We start from the raw sequence: 17,799 nt of genomic DNA, 5'->3' as shown, positions 1-17,799 counted from the left end.
GATCGCATGACCAACAACCGCACAGCCATCGTCACCGGAGCCGGTTCACGTCGCGGCATCGGGCAGGGCATCGCCCACGCGCTGGCCGGGCAGGGCTGGAACATCGCCGTCCTCGACGTCGACGAGGCCAGCGCGAAGGACACCGCCAACGCCGTCGCCGAGACGCACGCCGTGGCCGCGGTCAGCGCGGGCTGCGACGTGACCGACCGGGCAGCCGTGGACGCCGCCGTGTCCGTCGTGGAATCGGAGCTGCCGGAGATCGGTGCGCTGGTCAACAACGCCGGGATCACCTCACCCGTCCCGTTCCTGGAGGTCTCCGACGAGGAGTGGGACCGCGTCTTCGAGGTCAACGTCCGGGGAAGCTACCTGATGACCAAGCGTGTCGTCGGTGGCATGGCCGAGCGGGGCTTCGGCCGCGTCGTCAACCTCTCGTCGGTGTCGGCGGAGCGCGGCGGCGGGGTGTTCGGCGGCGTCGCCTACTCGGCGGCCAAGGCCGGACTGCTCGGGTTCTCCCGCGCGCTGGCCCGCGAACTGGGCCCGTCGGGTGTCACGGTGAACTCGGTGGCCCCGGGCCTGATCGACACCGACATCACGGCGGGCAAGCTCGACCCGGAGCGCAAGGCCGCGATGATCGCCGACATCCCGACTCGCCGCGCGGGCCGCGTGGCCGACGTCGCCGACGTCGTCGCGTTCCTGTGCCGACCGGAATCGGGCTACCTCACCGGTGTCACCTACGACATCAACGGCGGCTCGCACATCCACTGACCGGCCGGTGGGGTCCGCGCTTCGGCGCGGGCCCCACCGCTGGCATACTCCCGCCGGTGCGCAGGACGTTCCCCATCGCCGCCGTGTCGGCAGCGCTGCTGGCCGTGGTGCTCCTCGCGGGCCCGTCGATCACGCTGCACACCCAGGTGCTGAACCGCGAGACCTCCGGGGACGCGGGCGTGACCTACGAGCACTCGGGCGCACGGTGGTCCAGCGACCTCCTCCTGGTGAAGGTCCTCACGGTCACCGACACCCGCTGCGAACTCCGGCTGGGCCCCGACGCCGCGTCCTACCACTACCCCGTCGAACTCGCCTTCGGCTCCGAACCTCCGGCGCTGCGCGAGGTCACCTGGTTCCCCGACGCCGTCGAGATCACCGTCACCAGCGGAGAAACCCTCCGCGTCCCAGCCGACAACTTCCGCAGCGTCCGGTGACTCATCCCTCCCACCCGAGGGTCCCGAAGGAACGCGATTCGAGGTGACCGCGCAGGCCGGAGGCCGGGTAGCCGATGATGTCGCCGGGCAGCGCGTCGAGCGCGAACCACCCGAGCTCGTAGCACTTCTCAGGCTCCCGGTTCTGCCGGAGGTCGTTCTCGTCGATGCGAACCCCGACCTCCTCCCGCGCCTCCCGAACCGCGGCCTGGACCAGCGACTCCCCCGCATCGACCTTCCCCGAGGGAAGGTGCCACAACCCGTCCCCGAAGCTCCCGCGCCTGCGGCTGAGCAGCACACGCCCACCCCGCACCATGATCACGTGAGCATCGACCACCATCCGATGAACCACCACCCGATCCTCCCGCACCCCGAGTAGCACCAACGTCCCGACTTCCGCTGCGACCCGGGCTCAACCGAGCGCAGCTGACATGTCGGGCATCGCCAGTACGGTCCCGGCATGGACATCGGTTGCGACCCGACGCTCGACTGCGACGACGGCGGATCCCGAGGGCAACGAGTTCTGCGTGGGGCCCGGTCCGCGCTCATGAGGACCGGTGACGACGGGACTCGGCTGGTGGTTCTTCGCGGGCCTTCCGGCGCTGGGAAGTCCTCTGCGGCGCGCGCATTGCGTCGCCGGGCCGGTCGCGGCGTGGCCTTGGTGGAGCAGGACTACCTGCGCCGGATCCTGCTGCGCGAGCACGATCGGCCTGGTGGGGCGAACATCGAGTTGATCTCGAACACCGTTCGGTTCGCGCTGGATCGCGGGTTCCACGTGATCCTCGAAGGAATCCTGTCGGCTGCCCGCTACGGGGCGATGCTGCGTTCCCTCCGCGACGACCACGCGGGCCGGAGCTTCTTCTACTACTTCGACATCAGCTGGTCGGAGACCTTGCGGCGGCACGCGACGCGACCGAAGTCCGCGGAGTTCGGGGCCGCGGAGATGAGCGAGTGGTTCGACCAGGCGGGTCGGCTCGACCTGGTCGACGAACGCACTGTCTCCGAGACGCTCACCCTGGATGAGATCGTTGGACGAATTCAGCGAGAGGCTTTCTAGCGGTTGCAGGTGCCGCCGTCATTCGCCGAGCCGGACGACTCCTGCTGTCAGGCGCTTCACTCGGTCGGTGTCGCGGATGCCGTCGATCTCCACGATGCGGCCGTTCACCACGGTGAACGCCATGATCGACACCGGACGTCCGGACCTGGCGGTGACCACGCCCGGCAGGCCGTTGACGAGCACCGGGTGGAGCTCGGCACCGCGACTGGCGCGGGACTGCCGGGCGATCTTCTCCGCCCCTCGGTGCACCGCGGGCCGCCTTTCGCCGCCGTAGTCGGCGCGGAAGACGACGTCCGGGTCGAGCAACCGCACCAGCGCGTCGAAGTCACCGGCGTTCGCGGCGGTGAAGAACGCGTCCACGACCGCGCGCTGCCTGCCGATGTCCTGGTCAGGACTGGGTGGCGCGGCACCCCGGACGCGTCGCCGCGCGCGACTCGCGAGCTGCCGGGCCGCCACCGGGGTGCGGTCCACCAGCCGCGCGACCTCGTCGAAGGGCAGGTCGAACATGTCGTGCAGCACGAAGGCCAACCGCTCGGCCGGGCTGAGCGACTCCAGCACCACGAGCAGCGCGAGGCTGACCGAGTCGGCGAGCAGCGCCCGCTGCTCCGGATCCTCGCCCTCGACGGCGGAGACCACGGGGTCCGGCAGCGGGGTGGCGGCGGTGTCGACGAGCTCCTCGCGCCGACGGCGACGCGACCGCAGCAGGTGCAGCGCTTCGCGAGCGACGACCGTGGTCAGCCAGCCTTCGAGGTTGGCGATCTCGTCGGGCTCGGCTCGGCTGAGGCGCAGCCAGGCGTTCTGCACCGCGTCCTCGGCGTCGGTCACGGATCCGAGCATCCGGTAGGCCACCGCGCGCAGCTGCCCTCGCTGCTGCTCGAACCGCTGAACGAGCCGATCGTCTTCCGCCACCTGTCACACCGTCCCTCCGGCCGGGCTCATCACTGTGAACCCACCGATCCGCAGGATGTGACCACGAAGGAGAAGACCATGCCCGACAACGCCAGTGGTTTCGTCAGCGTCAGGTACATGGTCGATGACGTCGACAAGGCCGTCGACTTCTACGCGCGCCATCTCGGCTTCACCGTCCGGAACGATTTCGCGCCGGCGTTCGCCGACGTCACCAGGGGTGACCTCCGATTGCTGCTGAGCGGTCCGGCCAGCTCGGCGGGCCGGGCGATGCCGGACGGCGCGGTCCCCGGGCCCGGCGGGTGGAACCGGATCCACCTTATCGTCGACGACCTCGCCGCCGAGGTGGATCGGCTGCGCGCCGAAGGTGTTGATTTCCGCAATGACGTCATCAGCGGTCCGGGCGGTCAGCAGGTCCTGCTGCGCGATCCGTCGGGCAACGTGGTGGAGCTGTTCCAGGCCCGGTGACGCGTTGGCGCTGTTTCCCCGCCGTACTCAACGTATAGCGCACCCGGGGGCTTGCGGCAAGCCCCCGGGCATGCCGCAGAATCTCCGATCTGAAGCCGTGAGCTGCGAGGATGTCGCGGCACGGTGTGACCGGGGTTGAAAGATGATCGACGTCGTTGTCGCCGGTGCCGGTCCGACCGGTCTGATGCTGGCGGCGGAGCTGCGGCTGCACGGGGTGGGCGTGGTCGTGGTGGACAAGGCCGCGGAGCCCACGGACTTCGTGCGGGCGTTGGGTCTGCACGTGCGCAGCATCGAGGTCCTGGACCAGCGGGGCATGCTGGAGCGGTTCCTGGCCGAAGGGACGAAGTACCCGCTCGGAGGGTTCTTCGCCGCCGTCTCCAAGCCCGCGCCCGTGCGGCTGGACACCGCGCACGGCTACGTGCTGGGCATCCCGCAGACCACGACCGAGCGGCTGCTGGCCGAGCGAGCCGCGGAGCTGGGAGTTGACGTCCGGCGGGGCTGCGAGCTGGTCGGGCTCGATCAGGACGAGGACGGGGTGACCGCCGAGCTCGCGGACGGCTCGCGGTTGCGGGCGCACTACCTCGTCGGTTGCGATGGCGGTCGCAGCACCGTCCGCAAGCTGTGCGGCATCGGGTTCCCCGGCGAACCGTCCAGAGTGGACACCTTGCTCGGCGAGATGAAGGTGACCGCGTCACCGGAGACGATGGCCGCGGTGACCGACGAGGTCCGCAAGACCCAGAAGCGCTTCGGCGTCGGCCCTCTCGACGGCGAGTGGTGCCGGGTCGTCGTGCCCGCCGCCGGTGTGGCCCAGGACCGTTCGACGCCGCCGACACTCGAGGAGCTCACCGGTCGGCTGGAGGCGATCGCGGGCACCGACTTCGGCGCGCACTCCCCTCGCCGCCTCGCCCGCATCGGCGACGCGACCCGGCAGGCCGAGCGCTACCGCTCGGGTCGCGCGCTGCTCGCGGGCGATGCCGCGCACATCCACCCGCCGGTCGGCGGCCAGGGGCTCAACCTCGGTCTCCAAGACGCGTTCAACCTCGGCTGGAAGCTCGCCGCGGAGATCGCCGGGTGGGCACCGGCGGACCTGCTCGACAGCTACCAGGACGAACGGCACCCGGTGGCCGCCGCCGTCCTGGACAACACGCGCGCGCAGATGCAGCTGATGGCCACCGACCCGGGCGCGCGGGCGGTGCGGCGGCTGGTGTCGGAGCTGATGGACTTCGACGAGGTCAACCGGCACCTGACCGAGAAGATCATCGCGCTCGACGTGCGCTACGACTTCGGCGGGGAGCACGACCTGGTCGGCAGGCGCATGCGCGATGTCGAGCTCGGGCCGGGTCGCCTCTACGAGCTGATGCGAGCCGGGCGCGGACTGCTGCTCGACCGGACCGGCGAGCTCTCGGTCGACGGCTGAGACGACCGGGTCGATCACGTCGGCGTCGGCGACGAGCTCGACCTGCCCGCCGTCCTGCTGCGCCCGGACGGTCACGTGGCGTGGGTCGGAGACGATCAGCAGGACCTCCTCCCCCACCTGTCGACGTGGTTCGGGAAGTGACTCATTTCTCCCGTCGACACGCCCATGTTGGTGTCGGTGGACGAGTCAGACCCAAGATGTAGAGTGTCGCTCGCTGGTGGTTCACCGGGCCCGCGCGGGTCCGGTGTGGCAACAGGGAACCCGGTGCGAATCCGGGACTGCCCCGCAGCGGTGAACGGGAACGACCGCCGTCATCACGCACTGGATGCCACGCGTCCGGGAAGCGACGGCCAGTAGGACCGGTCTTGCAGACGAGACCGGACGCCCGTGAGTCCGAAGACCTGCCATCGGCGCGCGCACGCCCGTGCGCGCCGTCCGGGACCTCGCGGGAGGGTCCACGCGGACATGCGATGGTCTTCGCTTCCGTCGCGTCCTCGCGTGCTGCCGCCGGTTCCGGGCATTCCTTCCGAGCTCGCGAGGAGAGAGTCCCGGTGACCGACACCGCACTGTCCGAACCCATCCCGCTCACCGGCGGCCGCGTGTCCACTGTGGTCGAGCAGTCCTGCGCGGGACTCGCCGACGTGGACCCGTCGGCGGTGCTCGCCGAGGTCGAGCGCAACGTCTACCCCGGCATCGGCGACGCCGAACTCGGCGAGGCGCTGATCATGTCGGCGCGCACGCTGGTGGAGTCCGAGCCGAACTACTCCCTGGTCACCGCCCGGCTGCTGCTGGACAAGCTGCGCGGCGAAGCGCTGAGCCACCTGGCCGGTGCGCCGCAGCAGACCGACCAGGAGCAGATGCGCGACCGCTACGCCTCCTACTTCACCGACTACGTGCGGAGGGGCATCGAGCTGGGCCGGCTCGACCCGGAGCTGGCCCGCTTCGACCTGTCCCGGCTGGGCGCGGCGCTGGAGGCCGAGCGCGATCTCGCCTTCGACTTCCTGGGGCTGCAGACCCTCTACGACCGGTACTTCCTGCACCACGACGGCGTCCGCTTCGAGCTGCCGCAGGCGTTCTTCATGCGGGTGGCGATGGGCCTCGCGCTGCGCGAGGACGACCGCGACGCGCGTGCCATCGAGTTCTACCGGCTGCTGTCGTCGTTCGACTTCATGTGCTCGACGCCGACGCTGTTCAACTCCGGCACGACCCGCCCGCAGCTGTCGTCGTGCTTCCTGACCACTGTGGACGACGACCTCCAGTCGATCTTCAGCTCCTACCGCAACAACGCGCTGCTGGCCAAGTACTCGGGCGGGCTGGGCAACGACTGGACACCGGTGCGCGGCATCGGCGCCCACATCCACGGCACCAACGGCGAGTCGCAGGGGGTGGTGCCGTTCCTGAAGATCGCCAACGACACGGCGGTGGCGGTCAACCAGGGCGGCAAGCGCAAGGGCGCGGTGTGCGCGTACCTGGAGACCTGGCACATCGATGTCGAGGAATTCCTGGACCTGCGCAAGAACACCGGCGACGACCGCAGGCGCACCCACGACATGAACACCGCGAACTGGGTGCCCGACGAGTTCCTGCGCCGCGTCGAGGCCGACGAGCCCTGGACGCTGTTCTCCCCGGATGAGACGCCCGAACTGCACGAGCTCTACGGCTCGGCGTTCGCCGAGCGCTACCGGGACTACGAGGCGGCGGCCGATCGCGGCGAGATCCGCGTGTTCCGGCGGGTGCGGGCGGTGGAGCTGTGGCGGCGGATGCTGACCATGCTGTTCGAGACGGGGCACCCGTGGATCACCTTCAAGGACCCGTGCAACCTGCGCTCGCCGCAGCAGCACACCGGCGTGGTGCACTCGTCGAACCTGTGCACCGAGATCACCCTGAACACCGCCGCCGACGAGGTCGCGGTGTGCAACCTGGGGTCGGTGAACCTCGCCCGGCACGTCACCGCCGACGGCCTGGACCGCGACCGGCTCGCTGCGACCGTGCGCACGGCCGTGCGGATGCTGGACAACGTCATCGACATCAACTTCTACACGATCCCCGAGGCCGAGCGCTCCAACAGCCGGCACCGGCCGGTGGGGCTAGGTCTGATGGGATTCTCCGACGCGCTGCTGAAGCTGCGGATCCCGATGTCGTCGGATGACGCCGTGGAGTTCGCCGACCGCAGCATGGAGGAGATCAGCTACCACGCCATCGATGCCTCCAGCCGGCTCGCCGAGGAGCGCGGGCGCTACGCCTCGTTCGAGGGCTCGCTGTGGAGCCGGGGAATCCTGCCGCTCGACTCGCAGGAGTTCGTTCAGGAAGCCCGCGGGAGCGCGGATCTGGACCGGAGCTCGACGCTGGACTGGTCGTCGCTGCGGGAGCGGGTACGCGGCAGCGGCATGCGCAACTCCAACGTGATGGCCATCGCGCCGACCGCGACCATCGCCAACATCTGCGGCGTCGGTCAGTCGATCGAACCGCTGTACCGCAACCTGTTCGTCAAGTCGAACATGTCCGGCGACTTCACCGTCGTCAACCCGCACCTGGTGGCCGACCTCAAGCGGGACGGGCTGTGGGACGAGGCGATGGTGGCGGACCTGAAGTTCTACGACGGCTCGCTCGGGCCGATCGACCGCGTCCCGGACGAGCTGAAAGCCCTCTACGCCACGGCGTTCGAGATCGAGCCGCGCTGGCTGGTCGAGGCCGCGGCCCGCAGGCAGAAGTGGATCGACCAGGCGCAGTCGCTGAACCTGTACCTGGCCACGCCCAGCGGGCGCAAGCTCGACGAGCTCTACCGGCTGGCCTGGCGCAAGGGCCTCAAGACGACCTACTACCTGCGCTCGTCCAGCGCGACCCACGTGGAGAAGTCCACGCTGCGCGGTACCGACGGCAAGCTCAACGCCGTTCCCGCGGCGGCCTGCTCGGTCGAGGACCCCGATTGCGAGGCCTGCCAGTGATCCCCCAGGAGAAGGAGCTCATGAGCACCACCACCGGACTCGGCACCATCGACCGCGACGGCGGGCGGGTCGACGTCTCCGAGAAGGCGATGATCAACTCCCGGGCGGACGTCAACCAGCTGCTGCCGCTGAAGTACGGCTGGGCCTGGGACAAGTACCTGGCGGGGTGCAACAACCACTGGATGCCCACCGAGGTGTCGATGCAGGCCGACATCGCGCTGTGGAAGTCCCGCGACGGGCTCACCGAGGACGAGCGCACCATGCTCAAGCGCAACCTCGGGTTCTTCGCGACCGCGGAATCGTTGGTGGCCAACAACATCGTGCTCGCGGTCTACCGGCATCTCACCAACCCGGAGTGCCGGCAGTACCTGCTGCGGCAGGCCTTCGAGGAGGCCGTGCACACCCACACGTTCCAGTACATCTGCGAGAGCCTGGGGCTCGACGAGGGCGAGCTGTTCAACGCCTACCGGGAGATCCCGTCGATCGCCGACAAGGACGCGTGGGCGCTGCGCTACACCCAGAACCTGGAGAACCCGGAGTTCACGACCGGCACGCCGGAGGCCGATCAGGCGTTCCTGCGCGACCTCATCGCGTTCTACGTGATCTTCGAGGGCATGTGGTTCTACACCGGGTTCGCGCAGATCCTGTCGCTGGGCAGGCGCAACAAGATGGTCGGGATCGCCGAGCAGTACCAGTACATCCTGCGCGACGAGTCGATCCACCTGAACTTCGGCATCGACTGCATCAACCAGATCAAGCTGGAGAACCCGCACCTGTGGACCGCTGAGTTCCAGCAGGAGGCGCGCACGATGCTCCGCGAGGCCTGCGAGCTGGAGAACGCCTACGGCCGGGACACCATGCCCCGCGGGATGCTCGGGCTGAACTCCGAGGTGTGCGAGCAGTACATGCGGTTCATCACCAACCGCCGCTGCGCGCAGCTCGGCCTGGAGCCGGTCTTCCCGGAGACCGACAACCCGTTCCCGTGGATGTCGGAGACGATGGATCTGAAGAAGGAGAAGAACTTCTTCGAGACCCGGGTGACGGAGTACCAGTCGGGCGCGGCGCTCACCTGGGACTGACGCACCCGGGGGCGGTTCGGGTCCGAACCGACCGGACTTCGATCACCGACGGTTCGGACCAGAACTGCCCTCCGGATCAGGGGCGGGTGCGGTGGGCTGCGTCGGTCATGTTGCGCAGCGCCGGTTCGACCTGCGGGTAGTCGCGGGTCTTGAGACCGCAGTCCGGGTTGACCCACAACCGGTCGGCCGGGACGGCCTTGAGGGCGGCCCGCAGGAGTTCCTCCATCTCCTCCTCGTCCGGCACTCGGGGTGAGTGGATGTCGTAGACGCCCGGCCCCACGCCCCGGTCGAAACCGACCTCGTTGAGGTCGGCGAGGACCTCCATGCGGGAGCGGGCAGCCTCGATGCTGGTGACGTCGGCATCGAGCGCCACGATCGCGTCGATGACGTCGCCGAACTCCGAGTAGCACAGGTGGGTGTGGATCTGGGTCGCCTCGGCGATCCCGGAGGTGGCCAGGCGGAACGACTCCACCGCCCACTCCAGGTAGGCCGGTCGCTGCTCGGCCCGCAGCGGCAGCAGCTCGCGCAGCGCGGGCTCGTCGACCTGCACCACGCGGATACCGGCGGCCTCCAGGTCGCGGACCTCGTCGCGGATGGCGAGCGCGACCTGCCGGGCGGTGTCGGCCTGCGGCTGGTCGTCGCGGACGAACGACCACGCCAGCATCGTGACGGGCCCGGTCAGCATTCCCTTGACCGGCTTGTCGGTGAGCCGCTGCGCGTGCGCCGCCCACTCGAAGGTCATCGGGTCCGGTCGCCGCACGTCGCCGAACAGGATCGGCGGCCGCACGCACCGGGAGCCGTAGGACTGCACCCACCCGTTGTCGGTGGCGGCGAAACCGTCGAGCTGCTCGGCGAAGTACTGCACCATGTCGTTGCGCTCGGGTTCGCCGTGCACCAGCACGTCCAGGCCGATGTCCTCCTGCAGCGCGATGACCCGCTCGACCTCGTCGCGCATCCGCTGCCGGTAGGTGGCCGCGTCGATGCGCCCGGCGCGCAGCGCGGCCCGCGCCTTGCGGACGTCGGTGGTCTGCGGGAACGATCCGATCGTGGTGGTCGGCAGCGGCGGCAGGCGGAGCGACTTCTGCTGCGCTTCCCGCCGCTTCGCGTAATGGGTGCGACGGGAGTCCTGGGGGCGCAGCGAGTCGAGTCGCGCGCGAACGCGGTTGTCGCGCACCCGCTCCGCCCGCACCCGGTCGGCCACCGCCGCTCGCGCCTCGATCAGCTCGGTCTCGACGACCTCGCGGCCCTCGCGCAACGCCCGTCCGAGGGTGACGACCTCGCGGACCTTCTGCGCGGCGAACGACAGCCACGGCTTGACCTGCGGATCCAGATTGGTCTCGGCCTCGACGTCGTAGGGCACGTGCAGCAGCGAGCAGGACGTGCCGATGCTCACCTCACCGGCCGAGCCGAGCAGCGTCGCCGCCGCCGTCATGCACCGGTCGAGGTCGGCGCGCCAGATGTTGCGGCCGTCGATCACCCCCGCGACCAGCGACTTGTCCCGCAATCCGGGCGTGGCGGCGACTCGGTCCGCAGTGGACGGATCGGTGACCAGGTCCAGGGCGACGCCCTCGATCGGCGCGGCGGCGAGAACGCCGAGCGCGTCACCGGGATCACCGAAGTAGCAGGCGGTGAGGATCGCGGGGCGTTCGGCGAGGTCGCCGAGGCGCCGGTAGGTGTTGCGCAGCGCCTCGAGCTCCTGCGGCGTGCGGTCGGCGGCCAGCGCGGGCTCGTCGAGCTGCACCCACCGGGCACCGGCCCGGTGGAGTTCACCGAGCAGCTGCTCGTAGGCGTCGGTGAGTTCGGCGAGCTTGTCCAGCGGGTCGAAGCCCTCTTCGGAAGGTTTGGACAGCAGCAGGAAGGTCAGCGGCCCCACCAGCACCGGCCGGGTCTCCACCCCGAGCTCGCGCGCCTGGAGGAACTGCTCGACGGCGGTGCGGTCGGTGAGCGAGAAGCGCGTGTCCGGGCCGATTTCGGGGACCAGGTAGTGGTAGTTGGTGTCGAACCACTTCGTCATCTCCAGCGGCGGCACGGCCTCGGTACCGCGGGCCATGGCGAAGTAGGTGTCCAGCGCGCCGAGCCCCAGCTCGGCGTAGCGGCGCGGAACGGCGCCGAAGGTGACGGCGGTGTCCAGGACGTGGTCGTAGTAGGAGAACGTGTTGCCCGGCACCGAGTCGAGGCCGGCTTCGGCCAGACCTCGCCAGGTGTCCTCCCGCAGCCGGCGCGCGACCTCCCGCAGGTCCGCTTCGCCGCTGCGGCCCGCCCAGTAGGACTCCAGGGCGCGCTTGAGCTCCCGGTGCGGTCCGATCCGGGGATGTCCGAGTACGGTGGATCCGATCTTGCTGGTCAACGCTCTCTCCTCGCGAGCTCGACGTGATCGGTCGAGGACTTCGCGACGGGCACGCGCCGACCAGCGGACGCACGTCGCCCGCTGATCGTCCGCCAGGCCCTCCCGCGAGACCTCGGACCAGCGCGCACCGTCGGTGCGCGCGCGGGTGGCAGGTCTTCGGACTCGCGGGCACCCGGTCTCGTCTGCAAGACCGGTCCTACTGGCCGTCGCTTCCCGGACGCGTGACGTCCAGTGCTCATGACGGCGGTCGTTCCCGCTCACCGCTGCGGGGCAGTCCCGGATTCGCACCGGGTTCCCTCTTGCCTCGTCCCATCGCGCTCAACCGCTCGACCGGACGAACCACCAGCACCCTCAGGCTAACCATCCGCGGGCACGAAACAACCCCGCGCAGCTCCCGGCGGGGTCCCCGTCTCGGCTCTGAGCTCCCGTTCGACACCCGGAGGAGATCCCGATCACGCCGTGCTCAGCCGGTCTTGGCGGCACCGATGGTGAAGGGCGTGCCGAACGGGTCCTTGATCTCGGCGATGCGGCCGTAGGCCATGTCGTAGGGCGGCTGGACCACGCCGCCCGCGCCGGCGGCGCGTCGTGCGGTGGCGTCGGCGTCGTCGACCATGAACAGCGTGCCCCAGGACGAAGCGGTGGCCGACGGGTCGCCGAAGATGCCGCCGATCTCGTGGCCGTCGGGGCGGCGCAGGAACGTGAAGTCACCTTCGCCGAGGTGCCCTTCGCTGTCCGTGCTCAAGCCGAAGACCTTCGAGTAGAACTCGCGCGCCGGCCCCGGGTCCGGGGTGACGAGATCGTTGCGCAGCAACGTGTTCGGCTCGTTGACGAGGCGGGCCCCGATGTGGCGATTGCCGTGCCAGAGCCCGAACTGCCCGCCGACCGGGTCCTTGAGGATCGCCATCCGACCCTTGTCCATCACGTCCATGGGCGGGGTGATCACCTGACCGTCGGCGGCCTCCGCCTTGGACACGGTGCCGGCGACGTCATCGGTGGCGAAGTAGACGTTCCACCAGAACTCGGTCGCTCCCGGGTCGTGGTGGGGCATGAGCGCGGCGACTTCCCTGCCCCGGAGCAGGCACATCGTGTAGCGGCCCATCTCCTCGGACCCCACGTCGAACTCCCATCCGAAGACGGCGCCGTAGAACTGCATCGCACGATCGAGGTCCGGGATCCCCAGATCGATCCACGCGGGCGTCCCGTTGGGCTGCACCGCAATCACTTCCGCCATGACTCCTCCTCCGCTTCCGGGAACTGCCACGACGGTAACCAGCAGCCCCGACAAATCGCCTACCGAGCGCGGGAGCGTCACCCCGGGTGACGCGGACGAGCTCTCAGGACTTGATCGGGGACCACGCCCGCAGCCACGTGTCGGGATTGCTGAGGTCAGGGGTGGCCGTCGCGTTGCGCACGACCGGAACGCGCATCAGCACCCCGAAGTTGTCCGGGTCGACGATCCGGTGCTTGAGCCGCTCGTGGTTGCGCTCGCGCAGCTCGGGGTCGGTCAGGCAGCGGACCGCGCCGAACCCGCCGCGGGTGAACACACCGCTGCACAAGGTCAGGCTGCGCCGCACGTTGTAGGGGTTCGGGAAGCGCGCCAGCATCCCCACGTCCTCGATCAACCGGTCGTCGTGCAGCGTCGGGCGGTACTGCCGGGACTCCTCGGCGACCTCGAAGACCTCCCCGTGCCCGAGGTCGTCGACCTCGACCTGGCGCACCGGCAGGCCGAAGCGCACCTGGCGCCGCATCGGGTTCATCGCCGGGCTGCCCAGCAGCACCAGGTGCGCCTGCAGGTCGTGGGGGTCGATGCGGCGGGCGATGTCGAACCGCACGTCCGAGGCGGGGTTCAGCGCCCGGACGTGCCCGTAGAGCTCGATCAACGAGTCCCCGTCGGCGTAGGAGGACATCCCGATGTAGTTGCGCCGCTCGGGCGAGGCCAGCGGCGAGAGGTTCCGAGCCGGAACGCGCCCGGTGAGGATGCGCACCGGGCCGCCGTCGGGGAACCTCCAGAAGTCCGAGAACCCCTGCGCCGAGGCGGGTTCCTCCGCGTGGGACCGCAGCGCGTCGAGCTCCTCCTTGAGCGTCGCCCGGAGCAGGCGCTCCTGCTCGGTGAGCGAGGCCGTCGAGGGCAGTTTCCCGTTCCTCGAGGGGTTCTCGGACGCGAAGAAGGTCGCGTAGTCGCCGAGCCGGGGCGGTGGCGGCACCTTCACGCCGCCTTCCCACTGCGAGACGCTGGAGACGGCTACGCCGAGCACCCGCGCCAGCTTCCCCTGGGTCAGGCCGTGTGCCTGGCGCAGCTCCCGCAGCCGTGCGCCGAGTCCGGCCCGCTGTGCGCTCACCATCGCCGCCTCCTCGCGATCAGGACTTCGGTGCCCACTCGTAGAGCCGGTTCGCCGGGTTCTGCAGGTCGGGTGTGCCGGTCACGTGCCGCATCACCGGAACCCGCATCAGCACCCCGAAGCGGTCGAGGTCCTCGACGTTGTCGTGGAGGTAGGCGAGGTTGCGGACCTTGGCCTGCGGATCGGTCAGGCAGCGCACCGCGCCGAAGCCTCCTCTGGTGAACACCCCGCTGCAGAAGGTGAGCGTGCGGCGAATGTTGTTCGGGTTCGGGATCCGCGCGAGCATTCCGACGTCCTCGACGAGCTGATCGCCGCGGAAGCCCGGTTTGAGCCTGCGCTCGCCGTCGATCTCGAACACCGAACCGTCGGGGACGTCCTCGTCGGGGACCTGCCGGACCGGCCACTCGGCGGTCAGCCACTCCACCCACGGGTTGGCCGCGCCGCTGCCCAGGAACACCAGGTGGGCGCGCAGGTCGTCGTCGCCGAGGTTCTCGAGCCGGATCTCCACCTCGGAACGCGGGTTGGCCGCGCGCACCGTCCCGAACAGCTCCACCGCGGCGTCGAGGTCGGCGCAGCGGGCCAGCGACAGGAAGTTCGGCTCGCTGGGGGTGCCCAGCGGCGACCAGTGCTTCTCGCTGAGCCCGCCGGTGACGATGAGGACCCGCCCCCCGTCGGGGAAGTGCCAGAAGTCCTGCCCCGCTTCGACTTCCACGGGTCCGCGCATCTCGTCCAGCGCCGTTCGCAGGTGGTCGAGCTCCCGCTTGAGCCGCAGGCGTTCTTCGCGCTGCTCGCCGGTGAGCTGGTTCTCCGGTGGAACACCTCCGGTGGTGGCGCCCGCGGCGAAGAACGTCGCGTAATCGGCCAATCGGGTGAGCGGAGGGAGTTTCGCCCCGCTCTCCCAGGAGGAGATGCTCGACACCGCGACTCCGAGGGACCGGCCCAGTCGAAGTTGCGTCATACCGCGGGATTCGCGCAGCTCGCGAAGTCGCGAGCCGAGCCGTCCGGTTCCGCCCTGGTTCCCGGGACGGGCCATCGCGCCGTCTCCTTCACTCCGTTCGGATAATTTCACCAAACTTCACTGAACCGCTGAAGACCAGCAGATACTGACACCTCGGGGGCATAACGGCAAGTCGCTGCCCCACAAAGACATTGACGGTCTGTTGGAGTGATCGCATACTGACGGCGTCGCGTTTCACTCGGCGGAGAAGAACTTCAACGAAGAAGTGAAATTTCACCGCGCGGAGCGGGCGCTCGGCGTCTCGGATCCATCGGAGGCGCGGCCGACGGATCGTCGGCCGGACATGCGAACGCCCCCGGAAATCGTTTGGCCACGACCGGGGGCGCTGCGCGCACTCACGATCACCCTCACAACGGGAAACACCCGTGAAGGGAGCTCGCATGTTCACAATACTCCCGGAGGTGCTAGCGGCAAACGACCCACCGGTCGTCACCCCTGACACCGTTTCCTCCGTCCTGCAAGGAATGCTGATCGGCATCCTGGTCGCGCTGTTCGCGGCGGCGGTGGTGCTGGCCCGGGCGATGTCCGGCCTGGCGACCATCGCCCGGTCGGTGCTCGGCCCGCCCGCGGCCGTGTTCACCGTGCTGTCGGTGCTCGCCCTCGTCCTCCTCGCCGGGAACGCAGGGGCCGTTCCATGATCCACCGACCCGATCCGCACCTGGCGGGCCCGCCGAACCTCGGGTCCGCCTCCGGTGCGATCGGAGCACGGACCTGCGAGTTCGCCGCGGAAGGCAACTCGTCGGTAACAGATCGGACCGACCCCTCCCGATTTGTCCGAACCTCATTGCGCGGGTGCGTGACCTCGATTACGTTCCGGCCCATGCCTGCCGCGATCTCCTCAGAATTCCGCTCGGTCCCCGACATGCTGCGCGATCGCGTCCAGCGGTCGGGCGACAGCGAAGCGTTCCGCTACCCGGAAGGCGAGCAGTGGCGCTCGCTGACCTGGTCGCAGACCTGGGAAAGGGCGCGGGCGATCGCGCTGGGCCTGCACGCGATCGGCCTGGGGTCGCAGCAGCGGTGCGGGATCCTGGCCGGCACGCGGATGGACTGGATCCTCGCCGACATGGGCGTGATGTGCGCCGGCGGCGCCACCACGACGATCTACCCCACCACCACGGCCGAGGGCTGCGCCTACATCATCTCCGACTCCGGTTCGACGATCGTCTTCGCCGAGGACGACGAGCAGATCGCCAAGCTGCGCGAGCAGCGGGAGAACCTGCCCGAGCTGACCCGCGTCATCACCTTCGACGGCACCGCTGACGGCGACTGGGTGCTGAGCCTGGCCGACCTGGAGGCCCAGGGCCGCGCCGAGCACGAGGCCGAGCCGGAGCTGTTCGACCAGCTCGTCGAAGCGGTCGGCATCGACGACCTGGCGACGCTCATCTACACCTCCGGCACCACCGGCAACCCCAAGGGCGTGCGGCTCGCCCAGTCGAACTGGGTCTACGTGGCCGAGGCGATGCACGCCACCGGCGAGATGACCGCCGAGGACGTGCAGTACCTGTGGCTGCCGCTGTCGCACGTGTTCGGCAAGGTCCTGCAGGTCGGCCAGATCCGCACCGGCTACCTGACCGCGGTGGACGGCCGGATCGACAAGATCGTGGACAACCTCGGCGAGGTGCGGCCGACGTTCGTGGCCGGGGCGCCGCGGATCTTCGAGAAGATCTACAACAAGGTCGTCGTGCAGGCCAAGGAGGGCGGCGAGCTCAAGTACAAGATCTTCCGCTGGGCCTGCGCGGTGGGCCTGGAGATCTCCCGGCTCCAGCAGGACGGGCAGCAGCCGGGCCTGGGGCTGAAGGTCCAGTACGCGGTCGCCGACAAGCTCGTGTTCTCCAAGCTGCGCGAGAAGTTCGGCGGCAGGTTGCGGTTCTTCATCTCCGGGAGCGCCGCGCTGGCACCGGACATCGCTCGCTTCTTCCACGCCGCGGGCGTGCTGATCGCCGAGGGCTACGGGCTGACCGAGACCACCGCGGCCAGCTTCGTCAACCGCACCAACGACTTCCGCATCGGGACCGTGGGCCAGCCGCTGCCCGGCACCGAGGTCCGCATCGCCGAGGACGGCGAGGTGCTGCTGCGCGGCGGCGGTGTGATGCGGGGTTACCACAACATGCCGGAGGCGACCGCCGAGGTGCTCACGGCCGAGGGGTGGTTCCACACCGGTGACATCGGCGAGCTCGACGACCAGGGCCGGTTGCGCATCACCGACCGCAAGAAGGACCTGATCAAGACCTCCGGCGGCAAGTACGTGGCGCCGCAGTCGGTGGAGGGCAAGTTCAAGGCGCTGTGCCCCTACGTCAGCAACGTGGTGGTCTTCGGCGACAAGCGGCCCTACTGCGCCGCGCTGGTGACCCTCGACGAGGAGTCGATCGTCGAGTGGGCGCAGGCCAACGACCTGGGCGGGCTGTCCTACGCGGAGCTGGCCGCGCACCCCAAGGCGCACGAGATGGTGGCCGCCGCGGTCGAGGACCTCAACGCGACGCTGAACCGGCACGAGACGATCAAGAAGTTCACGATCCTGCCGCGCGAGCTGACCATCGAGCACAACGAGGTCACGCCGAGCCTGAAGATCAAGCGGAAGGCCGTGGCGGACAACCACGTCGAGGCCCTCGAGGAGCTGTACCCGAACACGGTGGAGACGCTGTAGGGAATCGCGCGAACGGGCCACGCCGATGAGGCCAGATCCTCCGGCGTGGCCCTTTCGCATGTCGGTGGGCGGTCGCACCATCTACAGACGTGTCGAGACTTGGCCGCCTGTGGAAGGGCGCGGTGCGAACGTGGGAGGTGTGCCGCGAGGCCGAGGAGCGCAGGCAGTTGCTGTGCCGGCCGTGGGAGGAGCAGATCCTGCACTGGTCGCGGCAGGAGGACGGCTGGGTGCTGCACGGCGAGTACCTGCCGCCCGACACGCGCTGGCGCTACGGCTCCACCAAGTGGGGCTGGTGCCCCCGGGCCGACGGCTGATCGCAACGGCTTCGGCGAAACGGGACCACTACTCCGTCAGCGTGGCATGTGTTGTGCCTACCGATCAGT

15 protein-coding genes, 1 pseudogene and 2 riboswitches are annotated in these 17,799 nt (G+C 69.5%); of the genes and pseudogenes, 10 read left to right on the top strand and 6 right to left on the bottom strand.

The genetic code is table 11. From position 1 onward, the window contains the following. Window positions 1-6: 6 nt before the first annotated feature. Window positions 7-765, top strand: coding sequence for an SDR family NAD(P)-dependent oxidoreductase (locus E1202_RS18085; protein WP_132684330.1), 759 nt, complete (start codon window positions 7-9; stop codon window positions 763-765). 56 nt (window positions 766-821) lie between these two features. After that, a complete protein-coding gene (locus tag E1202_RS18080) occupies window positions 822-1,199 on the top strand; it encodes a hypothetical protein (protein WP_132684329.1) in 378 nt (125 codons plus the stop codon). Window position 1,200: 1 nt separating this feature from the next. Here E1202_RS18080 and E1202_RS18075 read toward each other — a convergent pair whose 3' ends face one another. Next, a complete protein-coding gene (locus E1202_RS18075) occupies window positions 1,201-1,536 on the bottom strand; it encodes an NUDIX domain-containing protein (RefSeq protein ID WP_235878591.1) in 336 nt (111 codons plus the stop codon). A gap of 120 nt (window positions 1,537-1,656) precedes the next feature. Between E1202_RS18075 and E1202_RS18070 the strand changes: the two genes are divergently transcribed. Continuing rightward, window positions 1,657-2,253 carry an AAA family ATPase gene (locus E1202_RS18070; protein ID WP_328590996.1) on the top strand — a complete coding sequence of 199 codons (597 nt, stop codon included), beginning with the start codon at window positions 1,657-1,659 and terminating at the stop codon, window positions 2,251-2,253. Window positions 2,254-2,271: 18 nt separating this feature from the next. On the opposite strand, the gene E1202_RS18065 is transcribed toward E1202_RS18070, so the two are convergent. Then, window positions 2,272-3,162, bottom strand: a complete 891-nt coding sequence (locus tag E1202_RS18065; RefSeq protein WP_132684327.1) for a sigma-70 family RNA polymerase sigma factor — start codon at window positions 3,160-3,162, stop codon at window positions 2,272-2,274. 78 nt (window positions 3,163-3,240) lie between these two features. On the opposite strand from E1202_RS18065, the gene E1202_RS18060 reads away from it, so the two are divergent. The 4 genes and pseudogenes from E1202_RS18060 to E1202_RS18045 all read left to right on the top strand — a co-directional run bounded on the left by E1202_RS18060 (window position 3,241) and on the right by E1202_RS18045 (window position 9,068). After that, window positions 3,241-3,627, top strand: coding sequence for a VOC family protein (locus E1202_RS18060; RefSeq protein ID WP_132684326.1), 387 nt, complete (start codon window positions 3,241-3,243; stop codon window positions 3,625-3,627). Window positions 3,628-3,769: 142 nt separating this feature from the next. Next, window positions 3,770-5,185, top strand: a pseudogene (gene rox, locus E1202_RS18055) (rifampin monooxygenase). A gap of 60 nt (window positions 5,186-5,245) precedes the next feature. Next, a riboswitch (cobalamin riboswitch) is annotated at window positions 5,246-5,467 on the top strand. 47 nt (window positions 5,468-5,514) lie between these two features. Then, window positions 5,515-7,989, top strand: coding sequence for a ribonucleoside-diphosphate reductase subunit alpha (locus E1202_RS18050; RefSeq protein WP_132684325.1), 2,475 nt, complete (start codon window positions 5,515-5,517; stop codon window positions 7,987-7,989). A 20-nt stretch (window positions 7,990-8,009) separates the two neighbouring features. After that, window positions 8,010-9,068 (top strand): ribonucleotide-diphosphate reductase subunit beta, encoded by a 1,059-nt coding sequence (locus E1202_RS18045; protein ID WP_132684324.1) that lies wholly within the window; start codon window positions 8,010-8,012, stop codon window positions 9,066-9,068. A gap of 76 nt (window positions 9,069-9,144) precedes the next feature. Here E1202_RS18045 and metE read toward each other — a convergent pair whose 3' ends face one another. The 4 genes from metE to E1202_RS18025 all read right to left on the bottom strand — a co-directional run bounded on the left by metE (window position 9,145) and on the right by E1202_RS18025 (window position 14,787). After that, window positions 9,145-11,415 (bottom strand): 5-methyltetrahydropteroyltriglutamate--homocysteine S-methyltransferase, encoded by a 2,271-nt coding sequence (metE, locus tag E1202_RS18040; RefSeq protein WP_132684323.1) that lies wholly within the window; start codon window positions 11,413-11,415, stop codon window positions 9,145-9,147. A gap of 130 nt (window positions 11,416-11,545) precedes the next feature. Beyond that, window positions 11,546-11,774: riboswitch (cobalamin riboswitch) on the bottom strand. A gap of 104 nt (window positions 11,775-11,878) precedes the next feature. Further along, complete coding sequence (locus tag E1202_RS18035) at window positions 11,879-12,646, bottom strand: VOC family protein (RefSeq protein WP_132684322.1); 768 nt, start codon at window positions 12,644-12,646, stop codon at window positions 11,879-11,881. Between the two features lie 103 nt (window positions 12,647-12,749). Further along, a complete protein-coding gene (locus E1202_RS18030) occupies window positions 12,750-13,757 on the bottom strand; it encodes a helix-turn-helix domain-containing protein (RefSeq protein ID WP_132684321.1) in 1,008 nt (335 codons plus the stop codon). Window positions 13,758-13,773: 16 nt separating this feature from the next. Beyond that, window positions 13,774-14,787 carry a helix-turn-helix domain-containing protein gene (locus E1202_RS18025; RefSeq protein ID WP_132684320.1) on the bottom strand — a complete coding sequence of 338 codons (1,014 nt, stop codon included), beginning with the start codon at window positions 14,785-14,787 and terminating at the stop codon, window positions 13,774-13,776. A gap of 365 nt (window positions 14,788-15,152) precedes the next feature. Here E1202_RS18025 and E1202_RS18020 point away from each other — a divergent pair, with 365 nt between their 5' ends. The 3 genes from E1202_RS18020 (at window position 15,153) to E1202_RS18010 (ending at window position 17,730) form a co-directional block, all read left to right on the top strand. Further along, on the top strand, window positions 15,153-15,410 hold the full coding sequence (locus E1202_RS18020; protein WP_132684319.1) for a hypothetical protein: 258 nt from the start codon (window positions 15,153-15,155) through the stop codon (window positions 15,408-15,410). Between the two features lie 182 nt (window positions 15,411-15,592). Then, window positions 15,593-17,416, top strand: a complete 1,824-nt coding sequence (locus E1202_RS18015; protein WP_132684318.1) for an AMP-dependent synthetase/ligase — start codon at window positions 15,593-15,595, stop codon at window positions 17,414-17,416. A gap of 89 nt (window positions 17,417-17,505) precedes the next feature. Next, entirely contained in the window at window positions 17,506-17,730 is a 225-nt protein-coding gene (locus E1202_RS18010; protein WP_132674619.1) for a hypothetical protein, read from the top strand. The last annotated feature ends 69 nt before the right edge of the window (window positions 17,731-17,799 follow it).

Source organism: Saccharopolyspora karakumensis (genome assembly GCF_004349225.1).
Classification (GTDB): domain Bacteria; phylum Actinomycetota; class Actinomycetes; order Mycobacteriales; family Pseudonocardiaceae; genus Saccharopolyspora; species Saccharopolyspora endophytica.
Note: the sequence above shows the minus strand (reverse complement) of the source record. Positions and strands in the feature narration are given on the sequence as shown.

Coding starts and splice junctions, on each gene's coding strand:
- E1202_RS18085 (WP_132684330.1), top strand. CDS start 7: ATGACCAACAACCGCACAGCCATCGTCACCGGAGCCGGTTCACGTCGC.
- E1202_RS18075 (WP_235878591.1), bottom strand. CDS start 1,536: ATGGTGGTCGATGCTCACGTGATCATGGTGCGGGGTGGGCGTGTGCTG.
- E1202_RS18070 (WP_328590996.1), top strand. CDS start 1,657: ATGGACATCGGTTGCGACCCGACGCTCGACTGCGACGACGGCGGATCC.
- E1202_RS18060 (WP_132684326.1), top strand. CDS start 3,241: ATGCCCGACAACGCCAGTGGTTTCGTCAGCGTCAGGTACATGGTCGAT.
- E1202_RS18050 (WP_132684325.1), top strand. CDS start 5,515: ATGGTCTTCGCTTCCGTCGCGTCCTCGCGTGCTGCCGCCGGTTCCGGG.
- E1202_RS18045 (WP_132684324.1), top strand. CDS start 8,010: ATGAGCACCACCACCGGACTCGGCACCATCGACCGCGACGGCGGGCGG.
- E1202_RS18035 (WP_132684322.1), bottom strand. CDS start 12,646: ATGGCGGAAGTGATTGCGGTGCAGCCCAACGGGACGCCCGCGTGGATC.
- E1202_RS18030 (WP_132684321.1), bottom strand. CDS start 13,757: ATGGTGAGCGCACAGCGGGCCGGACTCGGCGCACGGCTGCGGGAGCTG.
- E1202_RS18025 (WP_132684320.1), bottom strand. CDS start 14,787: ATGGCCCGTCCCGGGAACCAGGGCGGAACCGGACGGCTCGGCTCGCGA.
- E1202_RS18020 (WP_132684319.1), top strand. CDS start 15,153: ATGTTCACAATACTCCCGGAGGTGCTAGCGGCAAACGACCCACCGGTC.
- E1202_RS18015 (WP_132684318.1), top strand. CDS start 15,593: ATGCCTGCCGCGATCTCCTCAGAATTCCGCTCGGTCCCCGACATGCTG.